Below are 23,760 nucleotides of genomic sequence, written 5' to 3'. Positions count from 1 at the left end.
TCAACGCACATGAGGCTTCTTGACATTTGCTCGGCCAAGGTCGCCGAGCCTTGATCTGCATCAAGCCCTGCAACGCGGCACGCAGCAGACTGCGATGAGCGCATGCCGGCAACCACGGTTCGCCGCGAGCATCCGCTTTTCAGCCATTGATCGAGGAACCCTCCGGATGACGCCCGAACGCAATTCGATCCAGACCCACGGAGAGTCCCGCGCCCGATACCTCGGCGACCTGGCGACTCACCTTCAGCGCATCCGCGAGCAGGAGCGCGCGCTGCTCGCCCGCGAACTGCACGACGAACTGGGTGCCATCCTGACAGCAGCCAAGCTCGACGTGGCTTGCCTTAAGTCGCGTCTCGACCATGCGTCGCCCGAGATCGATCGGCGCCTTCAGCATCTGGCTGAAATGCTCGGTCGCGGTATCGCATTGAAGAGCCGGGTGGTCGAGGGACTGTGTCCGTCGTCGCTGGCCAACCTGGGCCTGGCGTCGTCGTTGACCATCCTGTGTCGGGACTTCAGCCTGAGTTCGACGATTGCGGTGACGACTGCGATCGAAGAGGCCCGCGGCGACGATGCGAGTGAGCTGGCCATCTATCGTCTGGTGCAGGAGTGCCTGACCAACATCGGAAAGTACGCCTGCGCCAGTACGGTTTCGGTCACCCTGGTCGATGCGGGAAAGAACATCCTGGTCGAGGTGCTGGACAACGGCATCGGGTTCGACATCGAACAGGTGGCTTCGTCCCGCTTCGGCCTGGCCGGAATGCGCCACCGGGTTCAGGCCTGCGGCGGCCGCCTCACGGTCACGTCGGCTCAGGGGCAAGGTACGCACGTCATGGCGATGTTGCCGAAGGTGGTGGTCGAGAGCGCCAAAGTGATCGCATGACTCCGGCTCTGGCATCCCTTACGCGACGGCGCTTTGCGACCGTGGGCGCTGTGCTCCTGAACGCCTGCTCCTTCGACGGCCGTGAGGCGAGCTATGCCGATGCGGTGCGAAGCACATGGCACCGGGATACGACCGAGGCGACCAGTGGCCGGCCGCTCTTCGAAGAACTGGTCCGCTGTGCCACGTTGGCACCGTCGAGCCACAACTCGCAATGCTGGAAGTTCGCGATACAGCCGCAGTCCATCTCGATTCTTCCGGATCTCTCGCGCAGATGCCCGGCCGTCGATCCCGACGATCACCATCTGTTCGTCTCGCTCGGCTGTGCCGCGGAGAACCTGGTGCAGGCGGCGTCGGCGCATGGCCTGCAAGCCGATGTCGTCTTCGATGCAGGCATGGAGGGCGACGCGCTGCGCGTTCGGCTCGAGCCGACCCGGGCGATCCGGTCCGACCTCTATGCGGCGATCTTCGACAGGCAGTGCACGCGCGCCGACTACGACGGCCGGCCGCTGACGGTCGACGAACTTGGATTGCTGGAACGCGCGGGCACACGCAACGGCGTTCAGATGGTGATCCTCAGCGACAAAGCCGCGACAGAAAAAATGTTGGCGTACATCGTGGACGCCAACACGCGGCAGATCGACGACCCCGCTTTCGTCGCTGAACTCAAGCAATGGCTTCGCTTCGGCGACACGGAAGCCGTCCGGTCCGGCGACGGACTGTTCTCCGGTGCGTCCGGCAATCCGACGGTGCCGCGATGGCTCGGCGAAATGCTCTTTGCCCGCTTCTTCACGCCTGCGCGCGAGAACGACAAGTACGCGAGCCAGGTGCGCAGTTCCGCCGGCATCGCCGTCTTCGTCTCCGAGAAGAACGACAAGAGGCACTGGATCGAAGCAGGGCGCTGCTACGAGCGATTTGCGTTGCAGGCGACCGCCCTGGGGATTCGCAATGCGATGCTGAATCAGCCGGTCGAGGTCGCGAGCGTGCGGCCCGGGCTCGCGCGTGCCTTTGGATGGGGCGACCGGCGGCCCGACCTCGTCGTGCGCTTCGGTCGCGGACCCGCGATGCCTCGGTCCTTGCGGCGCCCGCTCGAAGCGGTGTTGGCATGACCACCGCAGTCGAGGCGCAAGCGATCGCGGCAGCGATTGCGCCCACCGTCGCGCCAGGCAGCGATGTCGTCAAGCGCGCCGGGCTGGTCGCCGCCTTCATCGCGCTCGTTGCGATCGTCTTGCTGCCAGCCGCGACGGGCCTCCCTGCCGCGGGGCAGATGATGCTGGGCATCCTCGCCTTCGCGGTGATCGTCTGGATGACCGAGGCGCTCGACTACGCGGTGAGCGCGGTCGTCATCGGCGCGCTGATGGTGTTCTTGCTGGCCTTCACGCCGGATGCGGCCAAGCCCGTGACGGCGGCCACGGCGGCAATGGGCACGGGCGCGGCACTCAATCTCGCTTTGTCCGGCTTCTCGAACAGCGCGGTGGCACTGGTCGCTGCAGCCTGCTTCATCGCCGCGGCCATGACGGCCACGGGGCTCGATCGGCGCATCGCGCTGGTGGTGTTGTCGCGGGTGGATGCACGCACCAATCACATCGTCATCGGCGCGATGGGTGTGGGCTTTTTACTGTCTTTCATCGTGCCCAGCACCACTGCACGCGTCGCATGTCTGGTGCCGATCATGATGGACTTCATCCTGGCCTTCAAGGTCGAGAAGCGAAGCCGCTTCGCCGGCCTGCTGGTCATTACCGCTGCGCAGACGGCGAGCATCTGGAACATCGGCATCAAGACGGCGGCCGCGCAGAACATGGTGGCCGCCGGCTTTATCCAGAAGCAGTTTCAGACCACCATCAGCTGGACCGAATGGTTCGTTGCCGGTGCACCGTTTTCGGCGCTGCTGACCATTGCGCTCTACTTCATCATGACGCGGATGATGCGGCCGGAGATGTCGGAGATCGCCGGCGGCAAGGAGACGATTCGCCGGCAGCTCGAAGCCATCGGCAAGATGACTGCGAACGAGTGGAAGCTGCTGGCCATCGTGCTGACGCTCCTCGGGTTCTGGGCGTCTGAAAAAGCGCTGCACGACTTCGATACCGCTTCCACCACCATCGCCGCCATCGCATTGATGCTGCTGCCGCGCGTGGGCGTGATGAACTGGAAGACCTCGCAGAAGGGCTTCCCGTGGGGCACCGTGGTGCTCTTCGCCATCGGCATCAGCGTGGGAACGGCACTGCTGCAAACGCGCGCCGCCGGCTGGCTCGCCAACCTGATCGTGCAGCACCTCGGCTTGCAGAGCGCCAGTGCCTTCGCCATCCTGATGCTGTTGTCGTTGTTCCTCATCGTCATCCATCTCGGCTTTGCGAGCGCCACGGCGCTGGCGTCCACCATGATCCCGATCGTGATCAGCGTGCTGGGCGCGGTGCAGACGCCAGGCATCAACGTCATCGGCATGACGATGCTGCTGCAGTTCGTCGTGAGCTTTGGCTTCATCCTGCCGGTGAACGCACCGCAGAACATGATCGCCTACGGCACGGATACCTTCGAGGCACGCGACTTCATTCGCACCGGGTTGATGGTCACTCTGGCTGCTGCGGTGCTGCTGGTGATTTTCTCGCTCACCTACTGGCCTTGGATGGGGTACATGACGCTGTCGAGCCCGCAATGAGTGCGCCAAAAGCCCTTGGTCTTGGCGATCCGTCGGTACTGGCAATCGGGCAAGTGCTGCAGGCGCTCGGCGCCGACGCGACGCACGGGCTGAGCTCGCAAGAGGCGGAACGGCGGCTCGCCGAGCACGGCCCGAATGAGCTGCGCGGCGTGCCGCCCGTGGCGACATGGCGTCGCATGCTGGCGCAGTTTCAAGACCCGCTGGTCTACCTGTTGCTCGCCGCCATCGCCATCGCTCTGGGCGCCTGGGCCATCGAAGGTTTCGAAGGCTGGCCGCTGGACGCGCTGGTGATAGCGGCGGTCGTGCTGGTCAACGGCTTGCTGGGCTATGCGCAGCAGGCCAGGGCGGCCGATGCGGTGGCGGCGCTGGCGCGGATGACCGCCGTGACATCGGCCGTCGTGCGTGACGGCCAGACCCTGCGCGTGCCCAGTGCCGAGCTGGTTCCCGGTGACCTGTTGGCGCTGGGTGAGGGCGATGCCGTGGGCGCGGACGCCCGTCTGTTGCAGGCGGCGTCGCTGCGGGTGCTGGAGGCGTCGCTGACCGGCGAGAGCGAAGCCGTGCTGAAAGGCGTGGCGCAGCTGGCTGGCACATCGGCGCTCGGCGATCGGCTCGACATGGTTTTCAAGGGCACGGCTGTCGCCCAGGGCACCGGCCATGCAATCGTCACCGCCACCGGCATGCAGACCGAGATGGGCGCCATCGCCGAGATGCTCGAAGCGACCGTCGAGGCCCCGACGCCGTTGAGCGTCGAGGTGGCGCGCATCGGACGCATGCTGGGCATCGCGGTTGTGCTCATCGCCGCGGTCGTGGTGACGACGATCTTGTCGATCTCCGAGATCCGCAGCGCCGCCGATGTCATCGCCGTGCTGCTGCTCGGCGTATCGCTCGCGGTAGCGGCGGTGCCTGAAGGTTTGCCTGCGATTTTGTCGGTGGTGCTGGCGATGGGCGTGCAGCGCATGGCCCGGCAAAACGCCATCGTCAAGAACTTGTCGTCGGTCGAAACGCTGGGCGCCGCATCGGTCATCTGCACCGACAAGACCGGCACGCTCACCCGGGCGGAAATGACGATCGAGCGCGTGATGACCGCGTCCGGCAGCGCCCGCATCACCGGCGAGGGCTATGCGCCGCTGGGTCGCGTCGAGCACGAGGGCGCTGCGGTAACGGCCGGCCCGTTGCGTGACGAGCTCACCGTGGTGCTTTCTGGCGGCAGTCTTGCCGGCGACGCACGGCTGCATCAGGATGCCGGCGGCACCTGGTCGATTCATGGCGACCCCACCGAAGCGGCGTTCCTGGTGGCCGAACGCAAGATGGGGCTGACGGAGCTGCGGCGACAGCGCTTTGCGCGCATCGGCGAAATTCCGTTCACTTCCGAGCGCAAGATGATGTCGACCATCGAGCGCGACCACGCGCACGATGACCAGATCGTGGTGATCACCAAGGGCGCACCGGACGTGTTGCTCGGCCATTGCAGCCGGGCGCGAGTGGGCATGGAAGTGGTCGCGCTCGACGAGGCACTTCGCGCCGGCATCCTGGCCGACGTCGAATCGCTTTCCGACGCCGCCTTGCGCACGCTGGCGGTGGCTTACCGTCCGCTGACCGCGCAGGAAGATCCTTCGGCAACGCAGTCGCATGAACGGCTGGAGCGCGACCTCATCTACGTCGGCACGGTGGGCATCATCGATCCACCGCGCGCCGGGGCGGCAGAGGCGATCGGGCAGGCACTGCGCGCGGGCATCCGCGTGATCATGATCACCGGCGACCATCCGCGCACTGCCAGCCGGATCGCGGCGGACCTCGGCATCGTTGGGCCTGGTGCGACCGCACTCACCGGTCTCGAATTGGACGCGCTGGACGATGCCGCCTTCGCTGCAGCGTTGCGCCGCACATCGGTCTTCGCACGCGTGGCGCCGGCCCACAAACTGCGCATCGTCGCCGCGCTGCAAGCCGATGGCAGCGTCGTCGCCATGACCGGAGACGGCGTCAACGACGCGCCCGCACTGAAGGCGGCGGATATCGGCATCGCCATGGGCGTGACCGGCACCGAGGTCACCAAAGAGGCCGCGCGGATGATCCTGGTCGACGACAACTTCGCGACCATCGTCGCGGCGGTGCGCGAAGGGCGCGGCATCTTCGACAGCATCCGCAAGGCATTGCGCTACCTGCTCTCGTCCAACATGGGCGAGGTGCTCACCGTGTTTCTGGGCGTGGTCGGTGCCGGCATGCTGGGGTTGGTTGGAAGTGGCGGCGGTGGTGCTGGTGACGGCGGCACGGTCGTGTTGCCGTTGCTGGCCACGCAGATTCTCTGGATCAACCTCATCACCGACTCGGGTCCCGCGCTGGCGATGGGCGTCGACCCGCCGACCGACGACGTCATGGCTCGCAAGCCGCGTGGCCGCGCGGAGCGCGTGATCGATGCGCGGATGTGGTCGGGCGTGGTCCAGATCGGCCTGGTGATGGCGCTGACCACCCTGCTGACCATCGACCTTTTCCTGCCCGGTGGCATGGTCGAAGGAAGCGATGACCTCGCGACCACCCGCACCGCCGGCTTCACCGTGCTCGTGCTGGCGCAGCTCTTCAACTGCTTCAACGCACGCTCCGACAGCAAGAGCGCCTTCTCGCATCTCTTCGTGAATCGCTGGCTGTGGGGCGCAGTCGCGCTGTCTGCCTTGTTGCAGGTGGCGGTGGTCCACCTCGGCTTTCTCAACCTGGCCTTCGGCACCGCGCCGCTCTCCTTCGACGAGTGGCTCGTGTGCATCGCGATGGCGAGCGCAGTGCTCTGGTACAGCGAGCTTCGCAAGCTGGTGGTTCGTTTCTTGGGGCGCTTCGTGCGCCGTCCGCTGCGTGCATCGATCGACGCCTCTCAACCTGTTCAACGCTGAAAGAAGACAATGAAAATTCTCGTCGCCATCGATGGCTCCAAGCACGCGCTGCGTGCAGTGAAGTACGCCGCCAAACTGGTGGGCCTCCTGAAGGCCCACAGCGTCGTGACGCTGGTCAGCGTGCATGACGACACCGGGCTGCGCCATGCCAAAGCACTGGTCGGCAGCGAGCAGGTTGCCGACTACCTGCGTGAACTGAGTGATACCGAGTTGAAGCCCGCGAGAAGTTTGCTCGACAAGGCCGGCATCAGGCACGACGCGGTGATTCGCACGGGCTCGGTGGCGCAGGAGATCGTCGATTGCGCGAACTCCGGCAAGTTCGATCTGCTCGTGCTGGGCGCCAAGGGGCGAGGCGCCTTCGTCGACCTGCTGGTCGGCTCGGTGGCGCAGCGTGTGATGTCGCTGGCAAAGCAGCCAGTCGTCCTCGTGAAGTAGCAGCGTTGCGCGCCCCGCGCGTGACGCGCAACCGCTGGCAACGGCTGCTGGCATCGGCTCATGCCACGTCTGAAATTCGCATCACGACGCGGCCCTGGATTTCACCTGCACGCATCCGGTCCATCACCTGGTTGACGCGCTCCAGCCTGTCTTCGGTGAACACCGTATGCACCTTGCCTTCGCCTGCGAACGCCAGCGCTTCCTGCAAGTCTTTGCGGGTGCCGACGATCGAGCCGCGCACCGTCTTGGCATTGAGCACGACGTCGAAGATCGGCAAGGCGAAGTCGCCCGGCGGCAGGCCGACGAGGGCCATCGTTCCGCGCTTGTGCAGCATGCCGAGGGCTTGCGAGAAGGCACTGCGGGACACGGCAGTGACCAGTACGCCATGCACGCCGCGCAAAGCCGTCTGCAGTTCCTTGACCGGGTCTTGCAGCGCAGCGTTGATCACCATGTCGGCGCCCAATTTCTTGGCGAGCTGGAGCTGGCCTTCGTGGATGTCGACGGCCACCACATGAAATCCCATGGCCTTGGCGTACTGCACCGCAAGATGGCCGAGCCCGCCCACGCCGGAGATGGCGACCCAGTCGCCCGGCTTGCATTCGAGAACCTTCAGGCCCTTGTAGACGGTGACGCCGGCGCAGAGCACCGGCGCAATTTCGCTGAAGCCCACATTGGCCGGCAACTGCCCGATGTAGCCGGGGTCGGCCAGCACGTATTCGGCATAGGCGCCGTTGACGGTGTAGCCCGTCATCTGCTGTCCGTCGCAAAGGGTCTCCCATCCGGTGATGCAGTGCTCGCAATGTCCGCAGGCGGTGTGCAGCCACGGCACGCCGACGCGGTCGCCTTCCTTGATTCCTTTGACGCCCGCACCCAGGGCCGCCACGAAGCCGACACCCTCATGGCCCGGAATGAAGGGTAGGGTGGGCTTGACCGGCCAGTCGCCATCGGCGGCATGCAGGTCGGTGTGGCACACACCCGATGCCACTACTTTCACCAGCACCTGGCCCGTCGTGACCTCGGGAATGGCGACTTCCTCGATGCACAGGGGCTTGCCGAACTCGCGGACGACAGCGGCTTTCATGGTTTGCATGGGTGGCTTTCAGAACGAATGGGTACGAAGCCTTCACTTTAAAAAGCGGCTTGGCGAGCGGTGTTGCGCTGGATCAAAAAAGCACGCCATCGCCGCGGCCATTGATGCGCATCAACGCCGTGAGACGGTGGGTGCATCACAGTGGCTGATGCGCCACTCCGCGACCCTGTCGAATGTTCCGGCCGACTGCGCTTCACGCGAGGTCGAACTCAAGCTCCTGTTGTCGCCCTCGGACGTCGACACGTTCCGGACGGCCGTGACCACCCGATTGGCGCCGCATAAGCCGCTGCCCGGCGTCTCCCGCCTTCACACCACCTACTTCGACACGCCCGACCTGTTCCTGCGCCGACAAGGGCTGGAACTGCGCGTCAGAAAGCAGGGCGGGCGGTGGACCGAAACCGTCAAGACGATCGAATCGTCCGGCCGTGGTTTCGGACTGCACGACCGCGGCGAATGGGAGGCCCACATCGACAGCGCGGAGCCCGATCTCGCGGCGTTGCGCATGCGGATCGAGCCGGATGCGAGGCCGGCTCTGATCCTGGCGGAACCGGGTCTGGCGCAGCGGCTGGTGCCGGTGTTCGATGTCGTCGTGCGCCGCTCGCTCTGGCAGTTGTCTCCGCCGGAAGGCACTCGCATCGAACTGACGCTCGACGAGGGCGAGCTGCGCTGCGGCGCTGCGCGCGAGCCGATTTGCGAGGTCGAGTTCGAGCTGAAGGCGGGCGCGCCCGCGGCGCTGTTCGACGCGGCCCTGCTGCTGCAGGACGACGTGCCCTTGCGCATCGGTCGTCTTGGCAAGGCAGACCGGGGATATGCGCTGCTGGCGGGTCGGACCCATGCGCCGCGTGCAACGACGACGACGGCGACGGTTGCCGCCGCACAGCCGGTGCTGTTCGCGCGCGGCGTGACCGTCGAACAGGGCTTTCAGGCCATCATCGAAAATTGCTCCGCGCACGCTTTCGGCAACGAGGCGGGCGTCATGCGAGGGACCGACCCCGAGAGCGTGCACCAGATGCGCGTGGGCATTCGGCGACTGCGTTCCGCGTTGCGCCTCTTCTCCACCATCATCCCCACGCCGGCGTTGCTCGGTGCCGAGCTGCGATGGCTTTCGGCGGCGCTGGGCGCGGCACGCGACGCCGAGGTACTCGCGGGCGAGACCCTGCCGGCACTGACCGCCGATTCGGACTTGGACTCGGATTCCGATTCCGATCGCACTGCCGCAGTGCAATGGACCTCTCTTTTGCAGACGGCTTCGCTTTCTGCCGACACGTATCGCAGCCGCGCCGCCCACGCACTCGCATCGCCTCGCTATGCGCGTCTGACGTTGGGGTTGGCTGCGTGGCTCGGATGCGAGTCCTGGCAGTCGTCGTCGGGCAAGCGTGCGCGCAAGGCATTGCAGCAACCGTTGCACGCGCTGGCACGGGGCGCCGTCATGCGGCTTCATCGCAAGCTGCGAGACACCGGCAAGCGCTTGGCGCGCGCCACGCCCGAGCAGCGCCACCGGGTGCGCATTGCGGCCAAGCGCCTGCGCTACGCCATCGATTCTTTTCAGTCGCTGTATCCAAGCAAAGCGACGCATCGCTATGTCAGGCGCCTAGGCAAGTTGCAGGACGCGCTCGGCCAACTCAACGATGCGCAAGTGGCCGGGCGACTGCTGCATGACTTCGTGCAAAAGGAGCGTGACCTCGAGCACTCCATGCAATCGGTGGTGAGGCAACTCGATCGCCGCAGCGATCTTGCGGAGCCTGAACTGCTGCGGTGCTGGAAGGCATTCAGGCGGGCTGAACTGCCGTAGCGCGGTTCCTGATGCGCTAGTAGAAGATTAGCGAGATGAGCCGCATGATCATGCGGTCGGTGGCGGCTCGGCGAGCCGTGCGGCGCCGCGCTGCGGAAGAAGTCGGTTCGGGCTACGTCTTGTGCCGTGCGGCTTCGACCGTTCGCTCGACGGCTTCCTTGGCCGAGCGTGCAGCGGCGCCCGTTGCGGTTACTGCCGTGTTCAGTGCGTCGCGTGTGGCTTGCGCTGCTTTTTCTGCTTCTTCTTTGCTGGTTTGCGTCGCGCGCTGCAGCGAGTCCTCGGCCTTGGCCAGCGCCTCCCTGGTGGCGGCGGTAGCCTTTTTGCTTTCCGCCTCCGTGGCCCGAGCGGCCTCCCGGGTTCCTTCTAGCGCCCGGCCTGACGAAGCGGAGGCCTTGGCCTCGAGACGAGTGGCGGCTTCGGCTGCCTTTTGCGCTGCGCGACGGACCCCTTCGGCAATCGACCTGGACACCTTGCCCGTTGTTGCCTGGCCCTGGCGTGCGGCGAGTCGCGCCGCATTGGCGGCTTCACGCGCTGCGCTTTCCGCTTCGTGCGCTGCCTTGATGGCTGCGCTTTTGACGCTCGACGCCACGCCCGGCGGGGCGCTCGACTGGCTCGGTGCCGCAGCATCGGCGGCCATCGCGGGCGTGCTGAGCAACATCACGATGGCGGCGGCGACAGCCGCAGCAGCGACTGCGGCGGCAGTGAGCGCGATGAGTCTCGGAAGTCGTGGGGTCGGTTTCATGGCGGTGTCCTTGTTCGGTGCGGCAATTCTTCGGCTGGCGCGTCCGGCGGGGCTTGCGCCAGATCAAGGCGGGACGCTGCGGCACGTGATGAACTGAAGCATCACTGCACTCTGCGAGACAACACATTGCGATCCCCAAGCCCGACGGAGCACCTGAACCTCATGAGCGGTGGGCCGCTCGCCGCGCCAGCACCGGCACCCCCCGTCGGGTTGAAAGAGGCCGAAGCACAACGCCGACTGGTGCGTGACGGCGCGAACGAGTTGCCGGTTTCCCGCCCACGCAGCATGTTGCGGCTGGCGCGCGAGGTGGTGTTCGAGCCGATGTTCCTGTTGCTGGTGGCGTGCGGCGCCCTCTACCTGGCCCTGGGCGACCTGCAGGAGGCGCTGATGCTGCTGGGCTTCGTCTTCGTCGTGATGGCCATCAGCTTCGTCCAGCAGCGGCGCAGCGAACGCTCGCTCGATGCCTTGCGCGACCTGTCGAGTCCTCAGGCTCGCGTCGTCCGCGATGGAAAGGAGCGCACCGTCGCAGCCCGCGATCTGGTGGTGAGCGACATCGTGATGCTGGCCGAGGGCGATCGCGTGCCGGCCGATCTGTTGCTCATCGTTTGCGCCAATCTTGCGGTCGACGAGTCCTTGCTGACCGGGGAGTCGGTGCCTGTCGCCAAGCAGGCGGCGTCGCTCGCAGGTGCGGTGTTTGCCGGTACCCTGGTCACGCGCGGCACGGCGCAAGGCCGGGTCACTGCCACGGGCGTGCACAGCGCGCTGGGCCGCATCGGCCAGTCGCTTGCTGCGATCAAGACCGAGGCCACCCCGATCCAGCAGGAGACGCGGCGTGTGGTCACGCGCGTTGCCATCGTCGGCCTGGTGTTGGCGGCTGCACTGGCCATTGTTTTCGGCTTGCTGCGTGGCGACTGGTTGCAAGGGCTGCTCGCCGGCCTGACGCTGGCAATAGCGTTGTTGCCGGAAGAGCTGCCGATGGTGCTGACGCTGTTTCTGGGCCTCGGTGCATGGCGCCTTTCCCGCGAGAAGGTGTTGGCCCGCAGCATCCCCGCGGTCGAACTGCTCGGCGCCACGACCGTGCTGTGCGTGGACAAGACCGGCACGCTGACGGCCAACCGCATGACGGTCAGGCGCCTGTGGTCCGAAGCGGCGGTGCACGACATGGGGCGCGACACGGTACGCGACAGCGCGAAGGCGGATGCCACGCCGCTGCAGGAGGAACTCCATGGGGTGCTGGAGTACGCGGTGCTTGCCAGCCACCGTCGCGCTTTCGATCCGATGGAATCGGCCATCGGCGAGGCCGGTCAACACCTGCTGGCGCACACCGAGCACCTGCACACCAACTGGACCTTGATCGACGACTACCCCCTGTCGCCCGAGATGCTGGCGATGTCGCGGGTCTGGCAATCGCCGGATCTGCGGGCGCTCCTCATCGCGGCGAAGGGCGCCCCCGAGGCCATCGTCGATCTATGCCATCTGGACGCCCGTCGCAGTGCCTCGGTCGCCGAGCAGGTCGTTGCGATGGCGGCAGACGGATTGCGCGTGCTGGGCGTGGCCCAGGCGACCTTCGCTGCCGGTGCGCTGCCCGGTCTGCAGCACGACTTCGACTTCCAGTTTCTCGGGCTGGTCGGGCTCGAAGACCCGGTGCGCCCGGACGTGCCGCAGGCCATCGCCGAATGCCGGGCCGCCGGCATCCGCGTGGTGATGATGACCGGCGACCATCCGGCCACGGCGCTGTCGGTGGCCAAGCAGGCAGGCCTGGGCTCCGATGCACCGGTCATCACCGGCACCGAGCTTTCCATGCTGAGCGATGCCGAACTCGATGCGCGACTGGCCGAGACGCACATCTTCTGTCGCGTGCAGCCCGAGCAGAAGCTGCGGCTCGTGCGCGCCTTTCGTGCGCGCGGCGACGTGGTCGCGATGACCGGCGACGGTGTCAACGACGCGCCTGCGCTCAAGGCGGCCGACATCGGCGTGGCAATGGGTGCGCGCGGCACCGAGGTGGCGCGCCAGGCTGCGGCGCTGGTCTTGCTGAACGACGACTTCGCATCGCTCGTGACCGCGGTTCGCTACGGTCGGCGCGTGTTCGCCAACCTGCGCAAGGCCATCGTCTTCGTGGTGGCGGTGCACGTGCCGATCATCGGCCTGTCGATCCTTCCGGTGCTGTTCGGCTGGCCTATGTTGCTGATGCCGGTGCACATCGTGTTCTTGCAACTGATCATCGACCCGGCCTGCTCGATCGTGTTCGAGGCCGAGCCGCTGGAGCCGGATGCGATGACCGTGCCGCCGCGCCGGCCCGACCAGCGCCTGTTCGACAGCGTGGTGCTGATGCGTGGTTTGTGGCAGGGCCTGGGCTTGCTGCTTCTGCTGCTGGCAACCTATGCCGGGGCCCGGCTCATGGCGCCATCGGATGCGGGCCGGGACGACATGGCGCGGGCGCTCACCTTCGTCGTGCTGGTGCTGGCCAATCTCGCGTTGATCCACACCAACCGATCGTGGAGCAGCACTGTCTGGTGGGGCCGTGCGGTGACGGGAGGTCAGTTCGGCTGGATCGTTCTGGCAACGCTGGCCATGTTGGGGGTGGTGCTGAGCGTGCCCGTGGTCGGTCGGCTGTTCGCCTTCACGATGCCGACGCCATTCATGCTGCTGTGTGGACTGGGCGTGGCGGCCTTGAGCCTGCTTTGGTTCGAAGGCGTGAAATGGGGCATCCGTGTGCGGAGCCGCCAAGTCGACTGATCGATCGGCTCAGAGACTTTGTTCTGCAGCGGTCTGGCATGCAGCGCAGCGCACGGCGGTCGGCATCGCCGTCAAACGCTGCAGCGCGATGTCGCAGCCGCAGTCGATGCACTTCCCGTAACGGCCTTCGGCGATCAGTTTTTCGGCGAACTCGATCTCGGCCAGCCGGGTCTGGTCGATCTCGATCTCTTCGACCCGAACGTTTTGCGCCTGCAGCGTTTCGGCGTCGTCGCTGAAGTTGTGAACCTCGCTTGCGCCAGCCTGCCGTGCCGTCCTGAGGTCGTCGTTGGCAAGACGTATTTCGGCTTGTGCGCTTTGTTTCATCGCATGAAGTTGCCGCGAGAGAGCCTGAATGTCCTGGGCAGTGAGTTGGGTCATGAAGCGAATCCTTGAGGGAAGGGAAGGGAAGCGAAGGGAAGGGAAGGGCCGACGGGGTCTGCGCGACCCAGAAAGCATTCACTCTAGAAGCCTGTCGTGAAGGAGGTGTTGCGCTGGATCAAGGCGCAGCATCCGCACCTGACTGAAGATGGGCTTTCTATGCGCGTGCTGATCATCAACGGACATCCCGACCCGAAGGCTTCGCACCTTTGCGACGCGCTGGCCGATGCCTATGCCGACGGTGCGCGTGCCGCAGGTCACGAGGTCGCGCGCATCGATGTGCGTGCGCTCGAATTCCCGCTGCTGCGAAGCCGGCACGAATGGGAGTCGGAGCCACTGCCGCCCTCGCTGCAGGCGGCGCAAAACGCCATCGGGCATGCACAGCATCTCATGGTCGTTTTTCCGCTGTGGCTCGGCGACATGCCGGCGCTCTTCAAGGGATTTCTGGAACAGGTGATGCGTCCCGGTTTCGCGGTCCCCAAAGCGGAGAGCTTCAAGTCGAAGCCGCTGGCGGGCCGCACCGCGCGCATTGTGGTCACCATGGGCATGCCGGCGTTTCTCTATCGCCTGTACTACCGGGCTCACAGCCTGCGGCTCCTCAGGCGCAATGTCTTCGGGCTCGTCGGCATCAAGACCGTGGGCGATGCCGTGGTCGGTTCGGTCGAGACCTTGACCGAGTCGCAGCGCGCACGTTGGCTTGCTCGCATGCACCGCTGGGGGCGTCGACTGGGTTGATGCAGGTCAAGCTCGCGGGGCGACTCTGCGTCCGGCAGCGGCGCCCGCGCCAAGGTAGACCGGTACACCGGCTGATCGACGCCTCAGCGTGACGGGTGATCGAGCAGGTCTCTCGCCAGTCGCGCCTTGCGGGCTTCGACCCACCAGCCAGGCGTCGCGCCCGTCAGCGTTTCGGTCACCGAGGTGAATGGGTGGAAGTCTTGCAGAAAGGTCGCCACGAGGTGACCGTCCCGCAGATCCACTTCCGCCGATGCGCCCAGCCAGTTCTGGGTCAACGGATGGATAGCGCGTGGGTTGTGAACCAGCAATGTGCCTTCGTTCCAGCACTCGTGCTCGGCGCCGCGCGAACCGACTTCGTAGGCAAAGCAGGTGGCGCTGCCGGCAGCTCGATGGTGCGGGCGGCAGCGGCCGTGACGCAGGATTCGCACGGCGTCGCTGTGGTGCGCGCCTTCCTGGCCCATGCGGTTGAATTTGGAAACCATGGCGCCGTCGCTGCACAGCAAGACGGCGGCGATGTTCTCGGCGCCGGGTTGTGCAAAGAAGCCGGCTGGGAACATGCAGTCGATTTCTCTGGACTGTGCGGCGGACCCATGAATCTCCAAGTGGCTCTCGAAGTCGACATAGTCGTGATGCCGCGAACCGAACAGGAAGTGAAGCAATGCCATGGGCAGCTTGTTGCCCGAGGCTTCGCCCCTGTGCAGATCGTGGATTGCAATGACCAGCGGCTTGTCGGCAACACTTGGCGAGCGCCATGGCGCCTGCAGCAGTTTGCGAATGAGGGCGCCACCTGACCCGATGGAAACGTCGTGCGGGATGCGTGTCGAAAGGACTCGGCGACGACTGCCTGCGTCGAGTGCGGTGGTCGCTTCCACAGCGGCAACGAGGCCGTCACGGCGCAGCAAGAAGTTAGGGCTGTGACGGCTCGCGTCGACGGTGTGGCCGGCGTCGCGAAACATGGCGAGCAGGTAGATGTCACACATCGCAGTGTCGAATCCGCTGGTCTGGAAGTAATCCTGAAAGTCGCGACTCTCCTGATGACACAGCACATGCAGATCGCGGAGCATGTTGCGCGCAGGCGCCAGTAAGGGCGAGTCGCGAAGCGCCAGAAACTGGGGGTGCAACTGCGCGTCGGGCCTCCCGGTCGCAGCGAACAGGTCGGTTTCGATATCGTTCATCGGAGGTCGCTCCTGGCCGCACGCTCGGGCAGCCGAACCGGTATGTAGGCAAGCCCCTTGTCGCGCCGCACCAGCAAGGCGGCAGTGCGCCCGGCCGGCAGGCGCGAGAGGATGTGGACGTAGGCATCGACCCGATCGACGGCGGTCTCGTTGATGGCGACGATGACATCGCCGGTCCGAACCCCTTCACTGCGCGCAGCGCCGGCCGCTTCGCGTACCAGCAATCCGTTCACCTCGCCAAGTCGGATCCGTTGCGCAGGCGACAGCTCGACGAGCCGCAGTCCGAGCCCGTCGTTCCACGCCGGCGGCGTCAACGCTGCCGCGCCCTTGCCGGCGATCCCGTTACCCGCCGTGGGCTCCTCCGCCAGCGTGACCCCGAGGGTCATCGAGCGACCGCCGCGCCACAGTTCGAGCCGCACTCTGGAGCCGGGCGGGCGTTGCGCGAGATTGCGGCGCAGGTCGGTGTAGTGCGGCATGCGCGCACCGTCGACCGCGCGCACGATATCGCCACGCAACAGGCCTGCGGTGGCCGCTGGGCCTGTGGCCTCGACCCGAATCACCACCGCGCCCGCCGCTTCTTCGAGGCCGAAAGAACCGGCTAACCCCGAAGTGACTTCCTGAAAATCCGCGCCCATGCGGGCGCGCCGTACCGAGCCGTGGTCGCGCAATTGCACCGCCACTTCGAGCGCCAGGTTGATGGGCACTGCAAAAGACAAGCCCATGTAGCCGCCGCTGTCGCTCAGGATCATCGAGTTGATGGCGACGACTTCACCCCGTGCGTTGAACAACGGGCTGCCTGAACTGCCTGGGTTGATGGCGACATCGGTCTGCACGAAAGGCAGATCGTTCGCACCCGGCAGGTAGCGCCCGGTGGCGCTCACCACCCCCGCGGTCACCGTGTTGTGAAAGCCGAAAGGCGAGCCGATGGCGGCGACCCAGTCGCCCACGGCCAGTGCCGACGAATCGCCGAACACTGCGACGGGCAGGTCGGTGGCGTCGATGCGCAGCAAGCCGGTGTCGGTGGCCTTATCGACGCCGAGCACGCGCCCGACGAAGCGGCGGCCGTCGCTCAGGTAGACCTGTACTTCATCGATGCCGGTGATGACGTGCGCACTGGTCAGGATCAGGCCATTGCGGTCCATCACGACACCTGTTGCGGTGTCTCGAAAGCCACCGACAGGCAAGCTCGCAGGAAGTGGCCTGGGCAGGCGGTCGGCAAAGTCGCTGCCGGGTTCGACTTCGAGTTCGCCGTCGTCGGTGGCCGAGTTACTGGCAAAGCTCAGCGTGGTGATGTCGACGACCGCTGCGCTTCGCGTTGCGAAGACTGCGGCGAATGAGGGTGGCGAGCCGGCAACGGGGCTTGCCGCGACAGGTGGCGCCACCGGCTGCGCGCCGATGGCGATGCACGCACTCGACATTGCAATGCAGGTCAAAGCCTGTATCGCGTGGCGAGCGGTTGCAGCAAGCCGCGACTTAGGGAGAGCGGAGCGGAACATCGTTTTGTGCGTTTTGCAGGCCTGACGGGAAGCCCAAGGCTAGAGGAGCTTGGGCACCCGGGACTTGCGCCAGATCAAGTGCTTCTTCGTGCATTCAGAGGATGCTGTGCGCTTCAGGAGCTGCTCCTCAACCGGCGATGTCTTCGGGCACCGCACTCAATAAAAAGGCAAATCCATGTCGCTTTTTCATGCCGTCGTCTGGGTCGACCATCACACCGCGCAAGTCCTGCAGTTCGACGCTGCGCAAGTGCTCGAAAAGCAGGTCAAGGCTCACGAGCACTACACGCGCCAGCATGGCAGCGAGGTCCGTAGCGAGCATGAGTTCTTCGGTGCCGTGTGCGATGCGATGCAGGGCATCACCGAGGTGCTGATCGCCGGCTCCCACACCGCGCAGGCGGACTTCCGCCACTACGTCGAGAAGCACCGCCCCGAGGTGGCGCATCACATCGTCGGATGGGAGACAACCGGCAACTTGACCACCCACGAACTCGTCGCCCTCGCACGGCGCTACTTCACGACGCATGCGGGAATGGCCAGCCCAATGAAGTCTTGATGGGCGCGCTGGGCTCACGCCCGCTGTCTGCCGGCGTTTCCGTGCAGGCCCTGCGCGCCTGGCTGGCCGATGCCACCGGTCAAAACGTCGACATGGTGGAGACGCACATCTCGTGGGTTCTGCTGACGCCCCGGCTGGCTTTCAAGCTCAAGAAGCCGGTGCGGCTGTCGTTCGTCGACTTCAGTACGCTGCAGGCACGAAAGCACTTTTGCGACGAAGAGCTGCGGCTCAACAAGCGCCTGGCGCCGTCCTTGTATCTGCGGGTTCTCTCGGTTCGCGGCACGCCTTCACAACCTCGTATCGGAGGCGGAGGAGAGCCGATCGATCACGTCGTGTGCATGCGGCGCTTTCCTGATTCGGCGCTGCTGCGCGATCTCGTGGTGAACGATGTCGTGGTCGGAGCGGCCGGAATGCTCGACAGCTTCGCCCAACGACTCGCGTCGTTCCACGCCCGTGTCGAGCGCGCTGCAGCGGACTCTGCCTTTGGCGAGCCTGCGCAGATCATGCGAGCCATGCACGAGGTCCTTAACGCATTGCCGACCGATGCTGAAGGCGCAATCGCAGATCGGCTTGCAAAGCTCCGAGCCTGGACGCAGGACCGCGCGCAGGCGTTGCAGCCGGCGTGGCAAGCGCGCCGACTCGCCGGTGCCGTACGCGAATGCCATGGCGACCTTCATCTGGCCAACATCGTGCGGCTCGACGGCGAACTCACCGCGTTCGATTGCATCGAGTTCGATCCCGCCCTGCGCTGGATCGACGTGATGAGCGACGTGGCCTTCCTGACGATGGACCTGGCAGCGCACCATCGGCCGCGGCTTGCCTTCCGCTTCCTGGACGCATGGCTGCAGCACAGTGGCGACTACGCCGGCATGGCCGTGTTTAGTTTCTACGAGGTGTATCGGTCGCTGGTGCGGGCGCTCGCGTCTTCGCCCGCTGCAGGGCATGGCGGCATGCAAGATGTGCCCGACTACATCGCCACGGCGGAACGCTTGACGCAATCCGCGCAGGGTGGCCCACGCCTGCTCATCACTTATGGCTTCTCGGGCTCCGGCAAGTCGAGCGTCGCCTTGCGCTTGTTGCAGGGAGCGGGAGCCGTGCGCATCCGGTCCGACGTCGAACGCAAGCGCCTGTTCGGCCTGGATGCGCTCGCGCGTTCGTCCAGGCACGGCATCGACCTCTACGCCGACGAAGTGACGCGCCGCACCTTCGACCATCTGCAGTCGAGTGCCGCGGCGGTGCTGCGAGCGGGGTACCCGGTGATCGTCGATGCGGCATTTCTCGGGGGCGAACAGAGGCGGGCGTTTCGTGCGCTGGCCTCGTCGCTCGGCGTGCCATTCGCGATCCTGCATTGCCGCGCGGCTGAAGCGACATTGCGGCAGCGCGTCGCACGCCGGACCGCACTGGACAACGATGCGTCCGATGCAGACCTCGACGTGCTGGAGCGCCAGCTCGCGACCCACGAGCCGCTGAGTGCCGAAGAACGTGCACTGACGTTCGATGTTTGCACCGACATCGACATCGACATCGACATCGACATCGACGCCGATATCGCAGCCCTCTGCGCGCGCTGGCAAGACCAACATTCGCCGGCGGATCAATGGTCGTCCGTGAGGAAGTAGCCAGAAAACCGCGTTCGCTTGATCTTGCGCAATCGTCCGATGGACCTCGGAAGTTTGAATGTGATCTCCGCCGGGTGTCCGGCGCAGCCGGAACTTTCAATGAAGCTGCCCTCAACTCTGCGCGACATGCTCGATGGCCTCGGTGAGCGTGCGGCGACATCGTTCGCCGTGCGGCTGCCAGACGGCACCGCCTTCCATGTCGGTGACGCCAACCCTGCGTTCACTGTCGTCTTCCATACCGACGCCGCACTCTTCTCGACAGCCACCCGTGGCCACATGGGGCTGATGGAAGCGTACTTCGATCAGACGGTCGACGTGGAGGGTGATTTCGGTGCGGCGTTGGCAGCCGGCATGGCATCCGGCTTCGACCGGAAGTCCGGTGCGGTCAACGGCATGGAGAACGAACTGCTCGAATTGCGTCATTCGAACCGCGACCCGGCCAAAGCCAAGCGCAACGCACGCGCGCACTACGGACTCGGGACCGACTTCTACCGGCTCTGGCTGGATGAGCCGTTGCTGATGTACACCTGCGGCTACTGGCCCACAGGTACGGAGACGCTGGAGCAGGCACAGCGCAACAAGATCGATCATGTCTGCCGAAAGATCCGTCTGCAGCGCGACGACAGCTTCGTCGACATCGGCTGCGGATTCGGCGGCTTCATGTTTCGCGCGCACGAAACGACCGGCGCGTCGGGCGTGGGCGTGAACACGACCACCGAGCAAGTGGTGTGGCTGCGCGACGAGATCACCCGGCGCGGCCTGGCCGACGCGCTGAGCGTGCGCGAAGCGGACTTTCGGGAGGCCGACCAGCAGTACGACAAGGTGGTCTCCATCGGCACGCTCGAGCACGCAGGGCGCGACCAGTTGCCCGAGGTCATTCGCGCGCACGCCGCCTTTCTGAAGCCCGGCGGGATCGGCATCCTTCACTTCATCGGGCATGTGGGGCACTACGAAACCGAGCTGTTCATTCGCAAGCATGTCTTCCCGGGTGGCTGGATTCCAAGTCTTGCGGACGTGATCGTCGAGATGGAGCGCAACGGACTCGAGGTGCTCGACATAGAGAATCTGCGGCGTCACTATGCGCCCACGCTCGATGCCTGGGCCGAACGTTTCGAGCAGCGCTGGCCCGCTGTCCATGAGCTCGATCCGGATCGGTTCGATGAACGCTTCCGACGTGTCTGGCGCACGTATCTCACTGGCTGCGCGGAGATGTTTCGCTCGCCCGGCGGATACACCCACCTCTTTCAGATTGTCTTCAGCAAGGGCAACGTGACAGCCAACAGCTATCCGATGGGTAGGGAGCATGTGTATGAGCTCTGAAGCGGCGAGCTATGGCGAACGTCGGCAACGGCTGCTCAGGACATTGCACAGCGATCCCGTGCCGGAAGGCGCTCGCATCGGTCTGAGCAAGCAGACCTCCAATCTTTTCCGGGCTCGCCGGGAAGGCGCCAAACATCGCTTGGACCTCAGTGGCTTCAATCATGTCCTGGGTGTCGACCGCATGGCGGGCACGGTGCAGGTCGAAGGCTTGGCGACCTACGAAGACATCGTCGCAGGCACACTGCCCTATGGCGCAATGCCTGCCGTGGTGCCGCAGCTCAAGACGATCACGGCGGGCGGTGCGGTAGCGGGCGTAGGCATCGAGGCGACATCGTTCAGGCAGGGGCTGGTTCATCACACGCTGGTCGAGTTCGACGTGTTGTTGCCGGGTGGCGAGATCGTCACGTGCACGCCCACCAACGCGTACCAGGATCTGTTCTTCGGCTTTCCGAACTCCTATGGATCGCTGGGCTACGCACTGCGCCTCGTACTTCGAATCCTGCCGGTTAAACCGTGCGTGAGGGTGGAGCACATTCCGTTTGAATCCGCCGCTGGCTTCTTCGCCGCGCTCTCCGAGGCGTGCGAGGGAGACGCGGATTTCGTCGATGGCGTGGTGTTCAGTCCCTCGACATTCGTGCTGAACGTCGCACGATTCGAAGAGGTCGGAGGACCACTCAGCCGTTATGACTTCGAGAAGATCTATTACCGGTCCCTGCTCGAAAAGCCGGTCGATCATCTGAGTGTTCAGGACTATCTCTGGCGCTGGGACACCGACTGGTTCTGGTGCTCCAAGAACTTTGGCGCACAGAACCCGGTAGTGCGCCGCCTGTTCGGCCGGTCGCACCTGAATTCAAAGACCTACGCGCGCCTGATGCGGATGGGTGCACGGGTGGGATTGACCCAGCGCCTCGCGCGTTTGAGCGGCATGTTTGCCGAGTCCGTGATTCAGGATGTCGATATCCCCATTGCATCGGCGGGTGAGTTTCTGGACTTCCTGCAGCGCGAGATCGGTATTCATCCCGTATGGATTTGTCCGGTGCATGCGCCCGATCCCAGCGCAAGCTTCTCGCTGTATCCGCTTCGGGCCGGGCAGCTGTATGTCAACTTTGGGTTTTGGGATGTGGTGAGAACACGCCAGGTGCACGAGCCCGGGTATTTCAACCGCCTGATAGAGCAGGAAGTGCTGCGGCTCGGCGGCATCAAGTCTCTGTACTCCGACTGCTACTTCACCCGTGACGAATTCGGGCACGCCTACGGCATGCCGCGGTACGAGGCGCTGAAGCAGAGATACGACCCAAAGCGTCTGGCGCCGCATCTGTACGACAAATGCGTGATGGGTCGTTGACGTTCAACGAGTTGATCGACCGCAATTTCGCTTATTGCCATTTGCACGAGGCTATTCGAATGAAAAACGTTTCTTCAAAAGTCGCTGCAAGGCGACTGCGCTTCGCCGGATTCCTGGTTGTCGGCGTGCTGTCCTTGTACGAGGTTGCAGCGAGTCAGCCACGCGGCGAGTTGCTTTATTCGACCAATTGCATCGCGTGCCACAGCACTCAAGTGCATTGGCGCGACAAGAAGCTGGCGACCGATTGGGGCTCACTGCGAGAACAGGTGCGACGTTGGCAGGACGTCGCATCGCTCGGCTGGCGCGACGACGACATCATCGAAGTGACGCGCTATTTAAATGACCTTTACTACGACTATCCGGCGTCGAACGCGGTCGGCAGCCGACCGCCAGAGTCATCGACCGCCAGCAGTTCGCATTGAGTTTTGTCGCTCACCGATAGGCAGAACATTTGATCTGCGACAAACGCCTCGTCCGCTGAACGAGTGATCCTTTCGGCTTGCAACGAAAGAAGCGCATGCCACATCTCGCCGCCCGAATCATTCGCCAGGAACACGCAGCACTTGCTGCCATGTTGCGCTCCGCGGTCATGCTGCTGGCGCAGCACCGCCGCAAGGGCACGCTGCCCGACTTTGCGGTGCTGCGCGCGATGCTGTTCTACGTCGACGAGTTTCCAGAGCAGCGCCATCACCGCAAGGAGACGGAGTTGCTGTTTCCCAGATTGCGCGCCAGGACGCCGATGTCGCGCGAATTGCTGGACCGGCTCGACGACGACCACGCGCGTGGCGAAAGAAAGATCCGCAACGTGGAGCATGCATTGCTCGGCTTCGAGATGATGGGCGAGTCGCGCCGGATGGACTTCGAGTCCGCGCTGGAGCGGTATACCGATTTCTATCTGGAACACATGGCTCTCGAAGAGCGCGAGATCCTGCCGTTGGCCGAAAGGGTGCTCACGCCGGAAGACTGGCGCGAGCTCGACGCGGCCTTCAGCGCCAATCGCGATCCGCTCACCGGTTGCACGCCCGATGCACCGTACCAGGCGCTCTTCACTCGCATCGTCAACATGGTGCCGGCGCCGATCGGCCTTGGAGCGGAGGTCTGAGCGGAGGGCGTAGCGGCCGTGCCTGAATCCGGGGCTGTTTTTGTTTCGGGTATCGTCGGTGGCAACCCGTTGCCCGGATGGTGAAACTGGTAGACACATCGGACTTAAAATCCGCCGCTTCCTGAATAAGGAGCATGCCGGTTCGATTCCGGCTCCGGGCACCAACCAGATACAAGGGAGCACTTCATGCCTCGCTACAACGCTCCGTTCGAAATTCATGTGCACGGCGATGTACCGTTGCGCGCCGATGTGACCTTTGCGCAGATCCAGGAGGCGCTGACGCCGCTCTGGCAATACGCAGGTGCCAAGTCGCTCGCCGACGGCGCCACCAGCGTTTATGAAGAAGAGCCCGGCATCCGGTTCGAGCAAAAGGAGCATGTGCTCCAGCTGTGCTGGACCGTCGCTGGCGATGAAGATTTCCGCCAGGCGCTCGACGAGATGGCCATGGCGCTCAACGAACTCTCCGACCGCGGCGCCGCCATCGAAATCACCTTCTACGACACCGAGTTCGACGAAGAAGAAGACGGCGACCCTGAAGACGAATCGCGCGACGACTTCATCATGCTGTTCGTCGGCCCCAATCCGGCCGCGATCATGCAGGTGCAGCGCGACCTGTTGGTCGAAGACGTGGTGAACCTGATGGAACGCCACTTCGACGGTGCCGAATTGAGCGGCGTGGTCGCAGAAATAGACAAGCTCTTCGGCGAGCGCTTCGACGCACTCGTCAATTCGCTGGAAATCGGCAAGCGCCCGCGTGGCACGGGTGGCAGCGGTGGTTCGGGCGGTGGCGGACACGGCGGTGGCCGCCGGCCGCGCCACCTTCACTGAGT

20 protein-coding genes and 1 tRNA gene are annotated in these 23,760 nt (G+C 64.9%); 16 read left to right on the top strand and 5 right to left on the bottom strand.

Annotation, left to right across the window (positions count from 1 at the left end; translation table 11 throughout):
- Window positions 1-166 precede the first annotated feature (166 nt).
- From QN397_RS16840 to QN397_RS16820, 5 genes are read left to right on the top strand one after another with little or no spacing between them, the layout of a single operon-like run.
- Entirely contained in the window at window positions 167-880 is a 714-nt protein-coding gene (locus QN397_RS16840) for a sensor histidine kinase (RefSeq protein ID WP_323501466.1), read from the top strand.
- Window positions 877-1,986 (top strand): Acg family FMN-binding oxidoreductase, encoded by a 1,110-nt coding sequence (locus tag QN397_RS16835; protein WP_323501465.1) that lies wholly within the window; start codon window positions 877-879, stop codon window positions 1,984-1,986. Before QN397_RS16840 ends, QN397_RS16835 begins: the two co-directional genes overlap by 4 nt.
- On the top strand, window positions 1,983-3,533 hold the full coding sequence (locus QN397_RS16830; RefSeq protein ID WP_323501464.1) for a DASS family sodium-coupled anion symporter: 1,551 nt from the start codon (window positions 1,983-1,985) through the stop codon (window positions 3,531-3,533). The genes QN397_RS16835 and QN397_RS16830 overlap by 4 nt, the downstream gene beginning before the upstream one ends.
- Entirely contained in the window at window positions 3,530-6,412 is a 2,883-nt protein-coding gene (locus tag QN397_RS16825) for a cation-translocating P-type ATPase (RefSeq protein ID WP_323501463.1), read from the top strand. The genes QN397_RS16830 and QN397_RS16825 overlap by 4 nt, the downstream gene beginning before the upstream one ends.
- Window positions 6,413-6,421: 9 nt before the next feature.
- Window positions 6,422-6,847, top strand: a complete 426-nt coding sequence (locus QN397_RS16820) for a universal stress protein (RefSeq protein ID WP_187052291.1) — start codon at window positions 6,422-6,424, stop codon at window positions 6,845-6,847.
- A 58-nt stretch (window positions 6,848-6,905) separates the two neighbouring features.
- On the opposite strand, the gene adhP is transcribed toward QN397_RS16820, so the two are convergent.
- On the bottom strand, window positions 6,906-7,937 hold the full coding sequence (gene adhP / locus QN397_RS16815; RefSeq protein WP_323496991.1) for an alcohol dehydrogenase AdhP: 1,032 nt from the start codon (window positions 7,935-7,937) through the stop codon (window positions 6,906-6,908).
- Window positions 7,938-8,064: 127 nt separating this feature from the next.
- Between adhP and QN397_RS16810 the strand changes: the two genes are divergently transcribed.
- A complete protein-coding gene (locus tag QN397_RS16810) occupies window positions 8,065-9,729 on the top strand; it encodes a CHAD domain-containing protein (protein WP_323501462.1) in 1,665 nt (554 codons plus the stop codon).
- A 112-nt stretch (window positions 9,730-9,841) separates the two neighbouring features.
- Here the strand turns inward: QN397_RS16810 and QN397_RS16805 are convergent, their stop codons facing one another.
- Window positions 9,842-10,471, bottom strand: a complete 630-nt coding sequence (locus QN397_RS16805) for a hypothetical protein (protein ID WP_323501461.1) — start codon at window positions 10,469-10,471, stop codon at window positions 9,842-9,844.
- Between the two features lie 162 nt (window positions 10,472-10,633).
- Between QN397_RS16805 and QN397_RS16800 the strand changes: the two genes are divergently transcribed.
- A complete protein-coding gene (locus QN397_RS16800) occupies window positions 10,634-13,207 on the top strand; it encodes a cation-translocating P-type ATPase (RefSeq protein ID WP_416352336.1) in 2,574 nt (857 codons plus the stop codon).
- 9 nt (window positions 13,208-13,216) lie between these two features.
- Here the strand turns inward: QN397_RS16800 and QN397_RS16795 are convergent, their stop codons facing one another.
- Window positions 13,217-13,585, bottom strand: a complete 369-nt coding sequence (locus QN397_RS16795) for a TraR/DksA family transcriptional regulator (protein WP_323501459.1) — start codon at window positions 13,583-13,585, stop codon at window positions 13,217-13,219.
- A gap of 96 nt (window positions 13,586-13,681) precedes the next feature.
- Between QN397_RS16795 and QN397_RS16790 the strand changes: the two genes are divergently transcribed.
- Window positions 13,682-14,320, top strand: a complete 639-nt coding sequence (locus tag QN397_RS16790) for an NAD(P)H-dependent oxidoreductase (RefSeq protein ID WP_323496997.1) — start codon at window positions 13,682-13,684, stop codon at window positions 14,318-14,320.
- Between the two features lie 83 nt (window positions 14,321-14,403).
- On the opposite strand, the gene QN397_RS16785 is transcribed toward QN397_RS16790, so the two are convergent.
- Both QN397_RS16785 and QN397_RS16780 read right to left on the bottom strand, forming a co-directional pair.
- A complete protein-coding gene (locus QN397_RS16785; RefSeq protein ID WP_323496998.1) occupies window positions 14,404-15,495 on the bottom strand; it encodes a hypothetical protein in 1,092 nt (363 codons plus the stop codon).
- Window positions 15,492-16,913 (bottom strand): trypsin-like peptidase domain-containing protein, encoded by a 1,422-nt coding sequence (locus QN397_RS16780; RefSeq protein ID WP_323496999.1) that lies wholly within the window; start codon window positions 16,911-16,913, stop codon window positions 15,492-15,494. Before QN397_RS16780 ends, QN397_RS16785 begins: the two co-directional genes overlap by 4 nt.
- 253 nt (window positions 16,914-17,166) lie before the next feature.
- On the opposite strand from QN397_RS16780, the gene QN397_RS16775 reads away from it, so the two are divergent.
- From QN397_RS16775 to QN397_RS16740, 8 genes are all read left to right on the top strand, one after another.
- Entirely contained in the window at window positions 17,167-17,544 is a 378-nt protein-coding gene (locus QN397_RS16775; RefSeq protein ID WP_323497000.1) for a hypothetical protein, read from the top strand.
- On the top strand, window positions 17,544-19,163 hold the full coding sequence (locus tag QN397_RS16770; RefSeq protein WP_323497001.1) for an AAA family ATPase: 1,620 nt from the start codon (window positions 17,544-17,546) through the stop codon (window positions 19,161-19,163). The genes QN397_RS16775 and QN397_RS16770 overlap by 1 nt, the downstream gene beginning before the upstream one ends.
- Window positions 19,164-19,262: 99 nt before the next feature.
- Window positions 19,263-20,483 (top strand): cyclopropane-fatty-acyl-phospholipid synthase family protein, encoded by a 1,221-nt coding sequence (locus QN397_RS16765; RefSeq protein WP_323501458.1) that lies wholly within the window; start codon window positions 19,263-19,265, stop codon window positions 20,481-20,483.
- A complete protein-coding gene (locus QN397_RS16760) occupies window positions 20,467-21,828 on the top strand; it encodes an FAD-binding oxidoreductase (RefSeq protein ID WP_323501457.1) in 1,362 nt (453 codons plus the stop codon). Before QN397_RS16765 ends, QN397_RS16760 begins: the two co-directional genes overlap by 17 nt.
- 59 nt (window positions 21,829-21,887) lie before the next feature.
- Complete coding sequence (locus QN397_RS16755) at window positions 21,888-22,250, top strand: cytochrome C (protein WP_323501456.1); 363 nt, start codon at window positions 21,888-21,890, stop codon at window positions 22,248-22,250.
- A gap of 95 nt (window positions 22,251-22,345) precedes the next feature.
- Window positions 22,346-22,930, top strand: coding sequence for a hemerythrin domain-containing protein (locus QN397_RS16750; RefSeq protein ID WP_323497005.1), 585 nt, complete (start codon window positions 22,346-22,348; stop codon window positions 22,928-22,930).
- Between the two features lie 71 nt (window positions 22,931-23,001).
- Window positions 23,002-23,094, top strand: a tRNA-Leu gene (locus tag QN397_RS16745).
- 22 nt (window positions 23,095-23,116) lie between these two features.
- Entirely contained in the window at window positions 23,117-23,758 is a 642-nt protein-coding gene (locus QN397_RS16740) for a DUF6806 family protein (RefSeq protein ID WP_323501455.1), read from the top strand.
- Window positions 23,759-23,760 lie beyond the last annotated feature (2 nt).

Origin of the sequence: Variovorax sp. RTB1 (assembly GCF_035018765.1) — a bacterium.
GTDB lineage: Bacteria > Pseudomonadota > Gammaproteobacteria > Burkholderiales > Burkholderiaceae_C > Variovorax.
This window is presented reverse-complemented; position numbering and strand designations above follow the sequence as displayed.